The 14,550-nt window shown below is 70.0% G+C and carries 13 protein-coding genes and 1 tRNA gene; 10 read left to right on the plus strand and 4 right to left on the minus strand.

The features are described from left to right. Nucleotides 1-63 precede the first annotated feature (63 nt). The 8 genes from ACZ67T_RS30455 to ACZ67T_RS30490 all read left to right on the plus strand — a co-directional run bounded on the left by ACZ67T_RS30455 (nt 64) and on the right by ACZ67T_RS30490 (nt 4,622). Complete coding sequence (locus ACZ67T_RS30455; RefSeq protein WP_469988196.1) at nt 64-249, plus strand: hypothetical protein; 186 nt, start codon at nt 64-66, stop codon at nt 247-249. Nucleotides 250-252: 3 nt separating this feature from the next. Further along, a complete protein-coding gene (locus ACZ67T_RS30460) occupies nt 253-927 on the plus strand; it encodes a DUF2637 domain-containing protein (RefSeq protein ID WP_469988197.1) in 675 nt (224 codons plus the stop codon). Nucleotides 928-945: 18 nt separating this feature from the next. Then, entirely contained in the window at nt 946-1,137 is a 192-nt protein-coding gene (locus ACZ67T_RS30465) for a mobile element transfer protein (protein WP_469988198.1), read from the plus strand. Between the two features lie 12 nt (nt 1,138-1,149). Next, nucleotides 1,150-1,305, plus strand: a complete 156-nt coding sequence (locus tag ACZ67T_RS30470; protein ID WP_227295273.1) for a hypothetical protein — start codon at nt 1,150-1,152, stop codon at nt 1,303-1,305. 29 nt (nt 1,306-1,334) lie between these two features. After that, on the plus strand, nt 1,335-1,649 hold the full coding sequence (locus tag ACZ67T_RS30475) for a SpdD-like protein (RefSeq protein WP_469988208.1): 315 nt from the start codon (nt 1,335-1,337) through the stop codon (nt 1,647-1,649). A gap of 134 nt (nt 1,650-1,783) precedes the next feature. Beyond that, on the plus strand, nt 1,784-3,157 hold the full coding sequence (repSA, locus tag ACZ67T_RS30480; protein WP_469988209.1) for a replication initiator protein RepSA: 1,374 nt from the start codon (nt 1,784-1,786) through the stop codon (nt 3,155-3,157). Between the two features lie 2 nt (nt 3,158-3,159). After that, entirely contained in the window at nt 3,160-3,360 is a 201-nt protein-coding gene (locus tag ACZ67T_RS30485; RefSeq protein WP_393701838.1) for a helix-turn-helix domain-containing protein, read from the plus strand. Beyond that, the gene (locus tag ACZ67T_RS30490) at nt 3,360-4,622 is read left to right on the plus strand and encodes a tyrosine-type recombinase/integrase (protein WP_469988199.1); all 1,263 of its coding nucleotides are present in this window, start codon (nt 3,360-3,362) and stop codon (nt 4,620-4,622) included. The genes ACZ67T_RS30485 and ACZ67T_RS30490 overlap by 1 nt, the downstream gene beginning before the upstream one ends. Nucleotides 4,623-4,832: 210 nt before the next feature. On the opposite strand, the gene ACZ67T_RS30495 is transcribed toward ACZ67T_RS30490, so the two are convergent. The 4 genes from ACZ67T_RS30495 to ACZ67T_RS30510 all read right to left on the minus strand — a co-directional run bounded on the left by ACZ67T_RS30495 (nt 4,833) and on the right by ACZ67T_RS30510 (nt 11,041). Continuing rightward, entirely contained in the window at nt 4,833-6,248 is a 1,416-nt protein-coding gene (locus ACZ67T_RS30495) for a Cys-Gln thioester bond-forming surface protein (RefSeq protein ID WP_469988200.1), read from the minus strand. Between the two features lie 322 nt (nt 6,249-6,570). Next, a complete protein-coding gene (locus ACZ67T_RS30500) occupies nt 6,571-7,191 on the minus strand; it encodes a single-stranded DNA-binding protein (protein WP_469988201.1) in 621 nt (206 codons plus the stop codon). A 197-nt stretch (nt 7,192-7,388) separates the two neighbouring features. Further along, a complete protein-coding gene (locus ACZ67T_RS30505) occupies nt 7,389-9,383 on the minus strand; it encodes a YfjP family GTPase (protein ID WP_469988210.1) in 1,995 nt (664 codons plus the stop codon). Between the two features lie 5 nt (nt 9,384-9,388). Next, nucleotides 9,389-11,041 (minus strand): dynamin family protein, encoded by a 1,653-nt coding sequence (locus tag ACZ67T_RS30510; RefSeq protein ID WP_469988202.1) that lies wholly within the window; start codon nt 11,039-11,041, stop codon nt 9,389-9,391. A 279-nt stretch (nt 11,042-11,320) separates the two neighbouring features. On the opposite strand from ACZ67T_RS30510, the gene ACZ67T_RS30515 reads away from it, so the two are divergent. Then, a tRNA-Arg gene (locus tag ACZ67T_RS30515) sits at nt 11,321-11,393 on the plus strand. Between the two features lie 347 nt (nt 11,394-11,740). Beyond that, nucleotides 11,741-12,217 carry a hypothetical protein gene (locus tag ACZ67T_RS30520; RefSeq protein ID WP_469988203.1) on the plus strand — a complete coding sequence of 159 codons (477 nt, stop codon included), beginning with the start codon at nt 11,741-11,743 and terminating at the stop codon, nt 12,215-12,217. Nucleotides 12,218-14,550 lie beyond the last annotated feature (2,333 nt).

Here is a 14,550-nt window from a genome sequence, read left to right on the forward strand (position 1 = left end):
GGTCGGCGCGACCGCCCCGCGCCAGCTCCCTACCCCGCCCATGCCAAAACAGGAGGCCAACCCATGGACGCCAACGAGGACTTCGCCCGCACCGCCGCCCTCCTCGGCGCACTGGACCTCTACGAGCGGCGCTACGAGACCGACGCCGCGTTCGTCCAGGTCCTCGCCCCCGCGCTCACCCTGTCCCTCCCCATCGGGGTCCTGCCGCCCATGCCGCACCGCGACGGCGACGACCCCACGGAGGACTGACCCATGGCGGCCCGCACCGCGCTCCGCCCGGACGCCGTACTCGTCCAGGCCGTCATCGCCGGAGCCCTCTCCTTCGCCCACCTGCACGACCTGGCCGCCGCTGCCGGACAGAACGGCTGGAAGGCCTGGGCCTACCCGGTCAGCGTCGACCTGCTCCTGGTCGCCGCCTGGCGCCGACTCCGGGCCGACCGCCGCTCCCGACTCGCCTGGTGCTGGTTCGCCGTCGCACTGTTCGCCTCGCTCGGCGCCAACGTCGCCACCGCCGGACTGCTCGACATCCAGCACCCGCCCGCCTGGCTCCGAGTCGGAGTCTCCGGATGGCCCGCGATCGCCTTCCTCGGCGGCACGCTCCTCGCCCACACCACCACACCGACACCGACCGCGCCGATCTCGCCGGCACCCACGACCCCGGAGCCCGAACCGGAAATCCAGGAGCCGACGCCCCCGGCCCCGGAAGCCGTCGAGCCCCCGGCCCGCGAAGAAGCCCCAGCCCTACCGGCCGCCGCCGAATCCGCGGATCCCGCCCCCGCCGTCCCGGCCGCCCTCGTCGCCCACGCCCGCAAGGTCGCCGACGACCACCAGACCCGTACCGGTACCGCAATCGACACCGACACCCTGCGTTCCCGCCTTGGCGTCCCGCCACAGCTGGCCGACGCCATCGCCGCCCAACTCACCTGACCCGAAGGGAGAACCACCGTGCCCGCCCACGACCACTTCCACTCGGTGATGCAGATCGGCCCGGTCCAGATCGGCACCCACCGCGGCCGTCACGGCCGCACCAAGCACGCCGCCGTGTGCACCGCCGACCGCTGCGGCTGGTCCTCGGACTACTCAAGCCAGTCCGCCGCCCAGCTCGCCGCCCGCACCCACCGCTGCAAGGTCCGCTGAGGAGAACTGGCCATGGACGTCCCGCTCTGGTTCTTCGTCGCCTGCGTCGGCGTGGTCGGCATCAAGCTCATCCGCCCGCCCTGGTGGCTCGTCGCCCTCCTGCTCCTCGGCGGCTACCTCCTCGCCGACAGCCTCCTGGCCCCGGCCATCGACACTGCCGTCAAGTAACCAACCACCGAAAGGAGAACGCTCCGATGCTGCTGCGCCCCAAGGTCCCAACCATGCCCGCACCGACCGGCCAAGTCACCCCGCCCGCCATCGTCGAACCGACCACCATCACCCCGGCCGCCCCGGCGCCCCCGCCCACCGCCGCGCCGGCCTCGACCCGCCCCACGATTCAGCTCACGTCCGGCGGCCTGATCACCCTCGTCGTCGGCGGCACGACCGTCGTCCTGGTCCTGGGCGCTGTCCTGGTCTCGATGCTCCTCGCGGTCGCCATCACCGCCGGATCGACCGCCATCACCGCGCTCGTCATCCGCTCGCTCATGAACAGCAACACCAAGCGCCGCTGACCGGCCCCCCGGGCGGCCTGATACCGCCAAGCATCCACCGCCCGGGAGCCGTGCCCCCACCGATCCAAGAACCGGAAGGAACCACCAGCATGGCCCACCGGACCCGCTCTCCGCACGAACACGGCAGGGCTCCCGTGCCCGATGCCCTGCTCGACCCGATCACCCTCGGCGACCTGCTGAGGGTGGCTTCGGCCTCCGACTTCGACCGCTGGCAGGACCAGATCCGCCGCACTGGCGGCTGCTCCGACCCCATCCACCTCACCGGCTGGACCCTCACCAAGGACAAGACCACCGGCGAGACCCTGCACCACTACTCGACCGAGACCGAACCCGGCGGCCGCCTCCGCCTCGCCTGCGGCAACCGCCGCGCCTCCCGTTGCCCCTCCTGCGCCTGGACGTACGCGGGCGACACCTACCACCTCATCCGCGCGGGCCTCGCCGGAGACGACAATCGCGACGTCCCCTCCACGGTCCGCGATCACCCCCGCGTCTTCGCCACCCTCACCGCCCCGTCCTTCGGCCCGGTCCACAACCGCCCCGGCTCCGGCCCCTGCCGCTGCGCCACCCGCCATGCCCCGGACGACCCGGCGCTCGGCACGGCCCTCGACCCGACGACGTACGACTACGTCGCCGCCGTCCTCTTCAACAACCACGCGGGCGACCTGTGGATGCGCTTCACGACCCGCCTCCGCCGCGAGATCGCCGCCCGCGCCGGCCTTTCCCAACGTGAGCTGAAGGAATCGGCCCGGCTCTCGTACGGCAAGGTCGCGGAGTTCCAAAAGCGTGGTGCCCTGCACTTCCATGCCGTGATCCGCATCGACGGCCCAGAAGGCCCCGAGACCTCGCCGCCGTCTTGGGCCACGGTCACGCTCCTCACCGACGCGATCCACGCAGCCGCAGCCCACAGCTACACGTCCGTGTCCGTCCCGGCCGCCGACGACCAACCGGCCCGCACCTTCCGCTGGGGCACCCAACTCGACGTACGCCCGGTCAAAGCCTTCGGCGACGGCTCCGACATCACCGAACAGGCCGTCGCCTCCTACGTCGCCAAGTACGCCACCAAGGCCGCCGAGAACACCGGCACCCTCGACCGCCGCGTCGGCGAACTCGCCGAACTCGACCGCCACCAGGTCCCCGACCACACCCGCCGTCTCATCGAAGCCTGCAAGACACTCGATCCGCTCTACCCCGACCGGCGTCTGTGGGCCTGGGCTCACATGCTCGGCTTCCGCGGCCACTTCTCCTCCAAGTCCCGCCGCTACTCCACCACCCTCGGCGAACTCCGCCAGGCCCGCGCAGACTTCCGCGCCGCCCAAGAACGCGAAGCCCTCGGCACGCCCGAATTCGAGCCGGACACCGTCCTCGTCCTTGCCGACTGGCAATACGCCGGACATGGCCACACCCCCGGCGAATCAGCCCTCGCCTCCACCATCGCCCGAGACCTCCAGCACAACCGCGAAACCGCCCGGGAAGAACTTCGAGCAGCGCCCGACGAGAGGGAGTGGTGACCATGGCAACACGGCTCCCCGTCCGCTACCTGACGCCTGACGACCTGGTGGAGATGTTCGATCTGCCCAGCGTCGAAACGGTCTACCAGTGGCGTCGCAAGCGCGTCGGTCCCCGCGGCTTCCGAGTCGGCCGGCACCTGCGCTACGACCCGGATGACGTCCGAACCTGGGTCGAGTCCCTGCAGGAAGGGGCTGCCGCCTGATGGCCGGACACATCCAGGACCGCTGGTACAAGGTCGAGACCGGAGCGGACGGCAAGACCCGCAAGGTGAAGAGCGACCGATACGGCATGGGTCTCCGCTACCGCGCCCGCTACGTCGGCCCGGACGGCACCGAGAAGTCGAAGAGCTTCCCGGACAAGCAAAAGCGCTTGGCCGACGCGTGGCTGACGAACATTGAGGCGGACATGGCTCGCGGCCAGTACATCGACCCGCGTGCCGGTCGGACGACCTTCCGCGAGTACACCGAACGCTGGATCGCGGCACTGACCACCGACCTGACTAGCCGGGCCGCAGTCGAGGGCCGCCTACGCCTTCATGCCCTGCCCTACCTGGGCACGCGCCCGATCGGTTCGTTCCAGCCGGAGCACATCCGAGACTGGAATCGCCAGCTTGAAGATGCCGTGGCGTCAGCCTCGTACCGGCGTCTGATCTTCGATGCGGTCTCCTCCGTGCTCACGGCGGCCGTAGATGACCGTCTGCTCGCCTCAAATCCCTGTCGGGCTCGATCGGTCAAGGCGCCGCGTCCCGCGCCGACACGAGTGCGCCCCTGGTCTGCCTCGCAGGTCTTCGCCGTACGGACGGGACTGCCTGAGCGCTACCAGGCCATGGCCGATGTCGGGGGCGGCTGTGGTCTCCGCCAAGGGGAGATCTTCGGTCTCGCGGTCGACAACATCGGCGATCTCGGCTGGCTCTACGTGCGACAGCAGGTCAAGAAGGTCCGCGGCACGCTCGTCTTCGCCCCGCCCAAGCGCGGCAAGCTCCGTGATGTCCCCCTCGACCCTGAGGTGTCGACGGCGCTCACTGAGCACATGAAGGCGTTTCCGCCGGTCGATGTGACCTTGCCTTGGCTGACGCCGACTGGGCCCAAGGTCACGCATCGACTCGTCTTCACGAGCGGCATTGGCGCGGCTCTCTGGAGCCAGGGGTTCAACGACCAGTCGTGGAAGCCTGCGTTAGCCTCCGCCGGGATCATCCCGGCCCCGGAGAAGGGTCAGCGGTACGCCGCCGCCCGCGAGCACGGCATGCACGCCCTGCGGCACTTCTACGCCTCGGTCCTCCTCGACGCCGGGGAGAACATCAAGGCGCTGAGCCTCTACCTCGGGCACAGCGATCCGGGGTTCACGCTCCGCGTGTACACGCACCTGATGCCGAGCAGCGAGACCCGGACCCGGAAGGCCATCAGTGCCATGTACCGGGCCGCCGGTCACGCCCATGACGGCCCAGAGACGGCCCAAGCCGCCTGACACGGTCCCTCATCGACGGGAAAACCGCTGGTGAGGGGCTGTTTCATGTCCTGGCTCGGCAAGTAACACCCCATCTTGCCTGACGTCCATCCCCGGATGGAAACCGCGTGGCGCGCGTCACTCTTGGTGACGTTCCGGGTGCGGCCGGGGACGCTTACGGCCCCGGCCACCGTGGCGGCGGGCCGGGGCCGACGTCGGGCGAGGTGGGGGTCAGTCCTGGGTCGGGGCCTTCTTCTTGCGGACCAGGAAGACCGCGCCGCCGCCGATCACCACGAGGGCGATGGCGATGCCCGCGATCATCGGGGTGGCGTTCGAGCTGCCGGTCTCGGCGAGGTCGCCGGCCTGGGTGCCGGTGCCGCCCACGGAAGCCGGGCTGGGCTGCGACGACGGCTGCTCACTGCCGCCCGTGGTGCTCTCGGTCTTGCAGTCGAGGACGCCCTTGAAGCGCTTCTCGAAGCCGTTCGGACCCTTGATCGTGAAGTCGTACGCCTGGTCCTCCTGCAACGGGATCGTCACCGTCTGCGAGGCACCCGCCGCGATCGTGTGCTCGACGCCCATCAGCTCGAAGGTGAACGCCTCGTCGCCCTTGTTGGTCGCCGTGATGTCCACACCGCCCTTGGCGCAGTTCTTCTGCGCCGACAGCGCGGGGGCCGCACCCTTCTTCGCCCAGTTCGCCGTGGCGGTCGCGGAGACCGTCGACTCACTGGAACCGGCGAGGATCTGCGTCTGGCTGCGGGTCTCGGAGGCGAAGGCCCGGCCGACCGGCACGGTGGTCGACGCCTGCACCGTCAGCGCGGCCGTGCCGTCGGCGGCGCCCTCGGGGACGTCGAAGAACAGCTGCCCGCCGTCGGCGGCGGACGTCACGGGCTTGCCGTCCTTGTCGACGACCTTGACGCCGCTGGCGGCCGCGTCGGCGGGCGGCGTCACGCTCACGCTGTCGGCGTTCGTACGGACCGTGACCGGGCCGAGCCGGTCACCGGCGCGGCCGGAGACGGCAGAGGGCTCCAGGTTCAGCGAGGCCTTCGGCTCGGCGAGGGGCTGGGCGCTCTTCTGCAGGTAGTCGGCGAGCTTCTCGGCCGCGGGGCTGACCGCGTCCACGTCCGCGCCGTCCGAGTAGCGCCAGATGGCGACCTGGGTGCCGGCCGCGGCGTCCTTCTCCGTGAGGCTGCCGGCGCCGGCCTTGCGGGCCAGCTCGGCGAGGTCGTTGACCTGGGGGTACGAGTTCTGCAGGATCCAGCGGATCTTGCCCGCGTCCGCGTTCCCGTTCAGCGACGTGCCGCTCCAGGGGGTCTCCTGGTACTTGGCGTCCCGCTGGGTCGGGTTGTGGATGTCGATGCAGTACGTCTGCAGCGTGCCGCCGTTGTCGACGGACATCTCGAACAGTCCGGCGGAGACGGGCTGGTCCTTGCCGTTGTCGTGGATGACGGCCTGACCGTAGGTCTTGAGCCCGCCGATCGTGGCGGTCGCGCCGCCCTGCTGCTGGGGGACCTCGTCCGCAGAGGCCGCACCGGCGCCGGATATCGCGGCGGTGGCCACGAGTCCGGAGACCAGGGCCGCCGCGGCGAGGCGGGCGGCGCCCCGCCCGCGTGGGGCGACCGCCGACAACACAGATACCGCAGAGAACACAGAATTCCCCTTCAGGCGGGAGACATTGGCACGAGGGGGGTGACGTCCCGCCGACAGAACGATGTGTGAATCAGACGCTTGAGCAGACATCCGAATCAATGGCCCCGTGGGCTACGCCCGGCATCCTAAGGAAGCCGCGCACCACAGTCCCCAGGTCAGAGCGGTACGAGAGCCATCCGACTCGGAATCGTTATCACCGCTAATGATTACAGCCCTGGCTTATCGACAAATCAACGGCACGGAACCGGTGTTCATTCGCAGATAAGCCGCACTTCGGGCCGCAATCCGGCCGAGTCGCGATCCGAGGGCTCAGCGACCTCTTTCAGCCTACGACGGCCGGTTCTCGCTGTTCGCTCTGCCGGTGGTCCTGCCGGGTCTGCCGGTCCTGTCGGGTCTGCCGGGTCTGCCGGTCCTGTCGGGTCTGCTCGTTCTGCTGCTCCTGCTCGTTCTGCTGCTCCTGCTGCTCCTGCTCCTGCTGCTCCTGCTCCTGCTCCTGCTCCTGCTGGGCGTGCTGGGGTTCGCTCTCCCCTTCCGGCTCGATCTCGAACGATGGCTCGTCGCCGTCCGGTTGGCATCCCGACCGGGTCTGCCGGCTCCGCCGGAACGCGGTCGTCCCGCGCGACAGGTCGTGCCCGACGGCCGACGCCTGGATGTCCGCCGACGTCCAGTGCTGCCCGCCCCTCTCTTCGTCCCGTACCCGCAACCTCCCCTGGACCAGCACCGGTTCACCAATGGACAGCGAGCCCTGCACGTTCGTGCCGAGCGTGCCCCACGCCCACACCGTGAAGAAGTTCGTGTGCCCGTCCACCCACTCGTTGCGCACCCGGTCGAAGCGCCGGGCCGTCGCCGCGAGCCGGAACCGCGCCACCGGCCCCTTCGGCAGCTCCCGGTACACCGGCGTCGTCGCGACGTTGCCCACGACCGTCACCGTCGTCTCGCTCATGTCGGTCCACCCCTCCCCTGCGCACGGACGCGTGCGGGCCCGTCCCGCACGGCCTCGTCCGTACCGCGATCCCGGTCGGTTCCGGGCCGCGATCTCAGAGTGCCTGTGCCGGGACGAGCCCGCTGATGCCTGTGTTCTACCGGCCAGTTGTGGAAAACCCCGTCACCCGGTCAGGTGGCGACTCATGTCCGCGGGGGTCACCCCGTCACCTTCACGTACTGCTCACGGACCTCCTGGTACCGCAGCAGCTCGGCGGCCACCGGATCGAGGACGCGGGCGCGCCCGCAGCCCGCCGCCGCCTCCCGAAGGCGCCGTTCCGCGTCGAGCCCGTAGCGCCGCGCCGGCCCCTTCGCCGCCATCCGGCACGACCACTCCACACACGGTCCGCCGATGATGCCGCACAGCATCAGCAGCACCGGAACTCCGAGATTCGGATCGAGAACCCCGATGATCTGCCCCAACAGCCACAGCCCACCGATGACCTGAATGATCGTCATGGACGCCTGCGCGAGGACCGCGACCGGCCACCAGCCGGGCCTCGGCAGCCGAGGCGGCGGGGACCCCGCCGAGACCGCCAGGTCGTCGAGCGCCTCCGGGAGGCCCTCGGCCCCCCGCGTCGCCGCCTCCCGCACCGCCTGTCCCCATGGCCCCGGCAGCCCCGCCGATGCCCGCTCGCCCACGACGCGCACCGCGTGCTCCACGCGCTGGCGCGCCGTCGCCTCGTCGTCGCAGGGCGCAGGCCTGACCGTCAGCGTGTCGCTCGGGCTGCGCTGGGACTCGTACCAGCGCCAGAGCCGCAGCCAGGGGGTGCCGCACGCCTTGTTGGCGTTGCGGCGCCAGGCGCGTTCGGCCGCCTGTCCCGCGGCCTCGGCGCCCACGGCGTCGGCGAGCCGGTCGGTGAACTCCTCACGGGCGTCCTCGCTGAGCCCGCTCTTGTGTCCGGTCGCGTAGACGGGTCGCAGCCGCAGTGCCGCCGCGTCGATGTCGGCCGCGATCCGGCGGGCGGCGGCGCCTTGTTCGCGCGTGAACTGGTCCAGGCACTCGCGCAGTTCATCGACACCGTCACCGGTGAGGGCGGACAGGGAGAGCACGGTCGCGCCCGGTTCGCCGTGCTCGCCGAGTGCGATCCCGTCCTCGTCGAGCAGGCGGCGCAGATCGTCGAGCACGAGGTCGGCGGCCTCGCCGGGCAGCCGGTCCACCTGGTTGAGGACGACGAAGGTGACCTCCGCATGGCCGGCCAGAGGCTGCAGATAGCGCTCGTGCAGCATCGCGTCGGCGTACTTCTCGGGGTCGACGACCCAGATGACGGCGTCGACGAGCGCGAGGATCCGGTCGACCTGCTGACGGTGCTCGACGGCCGCCGAGTCGTGGTCGGGCAGGTCCACCAGGACGAGCCCCTTGAGCGGCGCGTCCGCGCCCTGGGGACCCTGGCCCTGGAGCGGGCGGCGGCGCAGCCGGCCGGGGATCCCGAGCCGGTCGAGGAGCCCCGCGGCGCCGTCCGTCCAGCTGCACGCGATGGGCGCGGAGGTGGTGGGCCTGCGCAGTCCCGTCTCGGACAGGGGCACGCCCGCGAGGGCGTTGAAGAGAGTCGACTTGCCACTGCCGGTGGCGCCCGCGATGGCGACGACGGTGTGCCGGACGGAGAGCCTGCGCCGGGCGGCCGCCTCGTCGAGCACGTGGCCCGCCTCGGCGAGGACCTCGCCGTCGACGCGGGTCCGGGAGAGCCCGACGAGTTCGCGCAGCGCGTCGAGGCGCTCGTCGAGCGCCGCGTCGGCGCCGTGCAGCTCGTCCTCATGGCCGTACGTGCCGGGTGCGGCCTCCACGTCGAAGACGCCGGAGTCCGCGACGCGCCGGGCGATGAGCCCGTCGTCCCAGGCACCGCCACCGAAGCCGTCCACGTCCCCCCGGGGCGGATCCACACGCCCGGCCGGTTCTGTGCCATCGGTGTGATCGGGGTGCCCGGTGGGCCCGGCGTGCCCAGTGCGATCGATGCGATCGGCGTGCTCGGCGTGCCCGGCATGCTCGGCGTGCCCGGCATGATCGGCGTGCTCGGCGTGCTCGGCGTGCCCCGCATGATCGGCCTGCCCGGCCTGATCGGTGTTCCCGTCGTTCCCGTCGTAATCGGTGTGATCAGCATGATCAGCATGATCGGTGTGATCGATGTGCTCCGTGTGGTCCGTGACGGCGGTCACCGCGGTCACCTCTCCTTCTGCAGTACGGACAGCGCGGCGATCAGTTCGGCCTGGGACTCGGGATGTACGTCGAGTGCGTCGAGCGGCGCGAGCCTGCGCTCGCGCTCCACAGCGAGCACCTTGTCCAGGTATTCGGTGAGCAGCCGCCCGCCCCGGTCGCGCAGGCGCAGGGCCCCTTGGACACCGACGCGTTCGGCGAGGCTCTCGCCCGCGCTGCGGGCGCGGTTCCCGCCGAGGAGGGCGGTGGCCAGGAGGGCGGCGACGAGTTCGGTGTCGGGCGGCGGAGTGGTGTCGAGGATGCGTACCTGTTCCTCCGCGTACTCCTCGAGCATGCGGCGCCAGCGGCGTACGGCCATACCGATGCGGTGTTCCGCGGTCTCCAGGTCGGGGTCGCGGTCGGCGAGTCCGTCCGCGGAGCCCGTGGGGTCGCGGCGCCAGGCCTCGTCGATGCGTTCGTCAGCGGCGGTGACGGCACACAGGAGGAGCGCGCCGAGGCTCTCGGTGAGCGCGTCGAGCAGTTCGGCCGGCGCGCAGTCGAGGGGGTAGCTGCGCCACCGCTTGAGAGCGTCCCCAGCGAGCACGCCGCCGCTCTGGAGCCGGGTGCGCACGCGCGCGTGCTCCTTCGCGTACGTCTCGTCGACGGTCGCGGTGAGGCGCAGGGCGGCGGCGTACTGGGCGGCGACGGCGCCCGCGAGTCCGGGGGTGCGGACCCGGAGGGAGTCGATGACTCCGTTGGCGGTGCGGGCGATGGCGGCGCAGCGGGCAGTGGGGTCCTGCACGCGGTGACTGAGCCAGGCGCGCAGCGGGGCGACGGCGGTGGCCGGCAGGAGGCCGCCGCCGCCGGTGGACTCGGGCAGTTCGGGGACGGTGAAGCGCGGCACGTCGCCGAGTCCGGCCTTGGCGAGCAGGGCCCCGTACTGGCGGGAGACCTCGGCGACCATCTGGTGGGGCACGCGGTCGAGGACGGTGACGAGGGTCGCGTTGTTCTCCTTGGCGCTGCGCAGCAGGTGCCAAGGCACGGCGTCGGCGTAGCGGGAGGCGGTGGTGACCATGATCCAGACGTCGGCGGCGCTGATCAGCTGGGCGGCGAGTACGCGGTTGCGGACGACGAGGGAGTCGATGTCGGGCGCGTCGAGGAGGGCGAGCCCGCGGGGCAGGTTGCCGGACGTCTCGACACGCAGGACGTGTTCGTCGTCGTCGGCGGGGGCGGCGGCGCCGAGCTCGATGTCGTCGGGGCGGCGGGGCGTCCATACGCGGGTGAGGTCGGGCAGAACGCGGGCGCCGGAGAACCAGCGGTGGTCCTCGGGATGGCACACGAGTACGGGGGTACGGGTCGTGGGCCGCAGCACGCCGGCCTCACTGACCTTCCGCCCGACGAGGGAATTGACGAGGGTCGACTTCCCGGCGCCGGTCGACCCGCCGATGACGGCGAGCATCGGGGCTTCGGGGTCTTTCAGCCGGGGCACGAGATAGTCGTCGAGCTGCGCGAGGAGCTCCACCCGGTTGGCACGCGCACGCGGCGCCCCCGGGAGAGGGAGGGGAAAGCGCGCGGCGGCGACACGGTCGCGCAGCGCGGAGAGTGCGTCGAGCAACTGAGGCCGTACGTCCAAGGTCACCACATGCGAAGAATGCCCAATTTTGGCGGCTTTCTGAAGCATATGGACGTCTCTGCGCGCCGATGCGGCCCATCCGGTCCATGGGACGGAACGGACGACTGGGGCGCAGGCATAACGAGTGCACAACACCCGAGGCGTGAGACGCCAAAAGCGGTGCAGGATTCGTACCTGCCTGCGATTATCAGGACCGCTTCACTGAACCTCCACATCGTGCCACGGAGGCGAAGCAGCAGGGACAGGGATCCGGGAGCCCTATCCTTGGTCCCGGCAAAGGTCACGGATCCCCCCCCACATCCGTCCCGAGCCACTGGCCACACACCGGCCCCCGTAGCTCAGTGGATAGAGCAGGCGCCTTCTAAGCGCTTGGCCGCAGGTTCGAGTCCTGCCGGGGGCGCCTCTCTGAGGTCCTACTTCGGTAGGGCCTTTCTGCTGGTCAGAGCGCCTTTCGAACGACACGCAGAAGCCCCGGTACTCCCACCTGGATCACGAGAACACTCCGGGGCTGTCCGGCTGTCACCGGGTTTCTGCGGGTCGCCGTGTCGAATACGTGTCGAAGTTCCCTCAGGGCGGGTCAGTCGGCTTGATCGAGGCCGGTCTCCGGAAGATCCCCGGCAGCCTCCCTTCGACGCCTGAGGTCCGGGAGCTGCCCCTCGACGCAGCCGGCGTAGAACGCGAGGAGCACGGGGACGCTATTGCCCGCTCAGTAGGCCGCCTGGGCCGGCGGGATGCCATCGTTGAGCCATGACCGCATCTCTTGCTCTCAGGTTCGAGCGGCGATCCACGAAGGGCGCCCACGACGACCTGCAGTTGCAGACTGGCACGTACCGTCACCGATGCGATGCGTACTACCTCGCCATCGACGAGTCGCCCACCGCATTGCGGCACCTCGGCGCGAGTCTGGCGCACCTGCTGCACCAGTGGATGGAGCAGGTCGACGAGCTGCGGGGCACAGGAGGCGTCGCCTACCTGCCGTACGACTTCTCGGATCAGTGCACGGCCTGGCTGCGTGTGTCATCGGCAGACGGCCGCACCGCGGACATCCAGGCCGGCTGGAGCCTCGTAGAGGCCTGGGGCATCGAGCCCTCCAACTACCGTGCGACAGCACCGGAGATCACGGACTTCGATCCGATCCATCGCGCTCAGCTCGAGTGCTCAGTGATCGACCTGCTCCGGTGCCTCGCAGCCAACCGGGACGCTCTGGCAGCCACGGGGTCGTAGCGCGATAGAACTTTCCCTACTTCATCAAGGCCCGCGCACGGCGCGGGCGCGCGCTGCGTGCATGCGGGCAAGAGCGGGATGTCCTCCACGAGTCAAAGACGATGCCTCCAGCGGGGGATCGGCCGGCACCAGGTGGAAGGGGGCGCCGTTCCCGGCCGCGGGCACATCGTGGCGAGCGTGGTGGGCTCCCATCCCGTCCAGCATGCTGATGTAGCCGGCACTGCGTACAACTACTCAGTTGCTCCGTCTCTATCGGTACGGCCCAATGATCGCGCGGCCGTGCCCCATCCGTGCCCGATCGAGCGGGGAACGACGGGGCATCACTGTCGTTGATGGGGACCGCCTACGACGAAGGCCCCCGACCGACTTTCCTGGCCAAGGGCCCTCAACCTGCGCGGTGCGTGTGGGATTTGAACCCACGGTGACTCGCGCCACGACGGTTTTCAAGGTCGTCTCCCAGGTCGCATAAGTGCATATCGCTGGGGCTGGACAGGATCTAACAGGCGTCCAGGACTTCTTGGACCGCCCGTTTGTGAGGGAAGAGCGCCCGTGAGCCGTGCGGGTGCACACTCAGCTTTCGGATAACTGCGGAGAGCCATTCCGGGTCCCCGAGTTGCGCGGCGCGGCGACTGTTTGCTGCTTCTTCAAGCAGTTTGCGAGCCGCGGAAATCTCCCGCCTGGGGTACCTGCGGACATGGTGGGTGAAGTCAGCACCCCACCCCTCATACGGATGGCGCGCCCACACCCCCAGGGAGGCAGGGAGACCCACATGACCAGTCGGCTGGCCGAGCCAGGACAGCACCACTGATGTTCTCCGCAGCGCCTTGGAGTGGTCCAACCGGCGGGGCTGGGCGCTCATTGAAAGGTTCACCACACGTGACCAGGCGATCTGCTTGACCTCGGCGCCCTCCACCCAGTGGGAGAGGCCGGCCTTTGTCAGCCTCACATGGTCTCGGGACGGGTCACCGATCACCCATTCACCATCAGCCAGCTCAAGAGGTCCGAGTCGATCGGCCACAGTCTCATCCTTCATTCCAAGGCTGTCGCCCAACGCCCCACCGCCCGAAAAATCAACCGGATCCCCCAGTCCTATCCGGAAGGTTGCCGTACCGCAGCGAAGTACAGCAACCTCAGCAACCGATCACGTCCGTTAGCAGCCTTGTGGGGCCATCGCACGACCGGTTTGACCACCGCCGACCGTTCCACATACAGCTACGGATCAGATGTTCCCCGTGCCACAACCGTGCCAGAACGAGCGGGGAGCCACGGGGAACGGCAGGGTCCCTGCGGCCGGAATCGAGCGGATCGCAGTTCTCGGCCGGCCGCGGGCGTCTAGCGGCCGAAGGCATGCGGAGGACGCGGAAGGGGTGCCCTCCCGCAACAGCGGAAGGGCACCCCATGGACGGTCAGCGGTGGTTGTAGCGGTCGTGACCCCAGCCGCCGTCGCGGTAGTGACCCCAACCGCCGTCACGGTGGTGACCCCAACGACTATCGCGGTGGTGACCCCAACCGCCGTCACGGTGGTGACCCCAACGACTATCGCGGTGGTGACCCCAACGACCGTCGCGGTGGTGACCCCAGCGACCGTCGTGGTCGCCGCGCCCATAGTCGTCACCGCGGTCGTGACCACGGTCCTGCGTGGCATGGGCTACCACCGAAGGCGCGGCGGCGGCGCTGGCGCCAGTGGCGCCGCCCACCACGATGGCGGCCGCGACGCCCAGCGCGGCGGCAAGACGGGAAACCTGCATTCCATGCTCCTTTCACGGCAGGTGCCAAATGCGCCTGCCTGGGTCGGACATATCCATGTTCACGCCCGCAATGAACCGTTACGCCCGACTCGCCACCAAAGGCGCCTTATGCAGCGAAAAATCGTTGAATCGGGAACCGGCGCCCGGCGTGTCGGCGTCACGCGCGCGCGTACGGGTGGCTCCCCCGTCCACCAGGGTGAACTTGCACCTCGCGATCCCGCCGAGTTCGCGCTCCCCTACGACCCATCTCTCTGCGAGTACCTCCACCAGCCGCCCCCGCCCCGGCTCGTCCCGCAGCACCGGTCCGGCACATGCGGGGAGGCATCAGTGCCTGTGGACTATCCGTGGACAGGCAGCCGCCGAGTACGCAGAAGCACCCCTGTGGCCAGCAGCGACGCCACAGCCCCAAAGGGCCGCCGGAGTCGTGTGCGATCGCGGAGCAGCGCTGTCAGTGGCCAGCTGTACGGTCCGCCCATGAGCGAAAGACCCAGGTTGCGTCCAGGGAAATGGTGTACGGGTTCGACCTGATCCGGGGGTTTGCTCCGGCATCGGAATGAGATCCGCATAGACGAACGGCCACCGGCT

It is taken from the genome of Streptomyces sp. NPDC107517 (genome assembly GCF_055582645.1).

Excerpts from the sequence above, each read along its gene's own strand:
- ACZ67T_RS30455 (WP_469988196.1), top strand. The coding sequence starts at position 64 with ATGGACGCCAACGAGGACTTCGCCCGCACCGCCGCCCTCCTCGGCGCA.
- ACZ67T_RS30460 (WP_469988197.1), top strand. The coding sequence starts at position 253 with ATGGCGGCCCGCACCGCGCTCCGCCCGGACGCCGTACTCGTCCAGGCC.
- ACZ67T_RS30470 (WP_227295273.1), top strand. The coding sequence starts at position 1,150 with ATGGACGTCCCGCTCTGGTTCTTCGTCGCCTGCGTCGGCGTGGTCGGC.
- ACZ67T_RS30485 (WP_393701838.1), top strand. The coding sequence starts at position 3,160 with ATGGCAACACGGCTCCCCGTCCGCTACCTGACGCCTGACGACCTGGTG.
- ACZ67T_RS30490 (WP_469988199.1), top strand. The coding sequence starts at position 3,360 with ATGGCCGGACACATCCAGGACCGCTGGTACAAGGTCGAGACCGGAGCG.
- ACZ67T_RS30500 (WP_469988201.1), bottom strand. The coding sequence starts at position 7,191 with ATGAGCGAGACGACGGTGACGGTCGTGGGCAACGTCGCGACGACGCCG.
- ACZ67T_RS30510 (WP_469988202.1), bottom strand. The coding sequence starts at position 11,041 with ATGCTTCAGAAAGCCGCCAAAATTGGGCATTCTTCGCATGTGGTGACC.
- ACZ67T_RS30520 (WP_469988203.1), top strand. The coding sequence starts at position 11,741 with ATGACCGCATCTCTTGCTCTCAGGTTCGAGCGGCGATCCACGAAGGGC.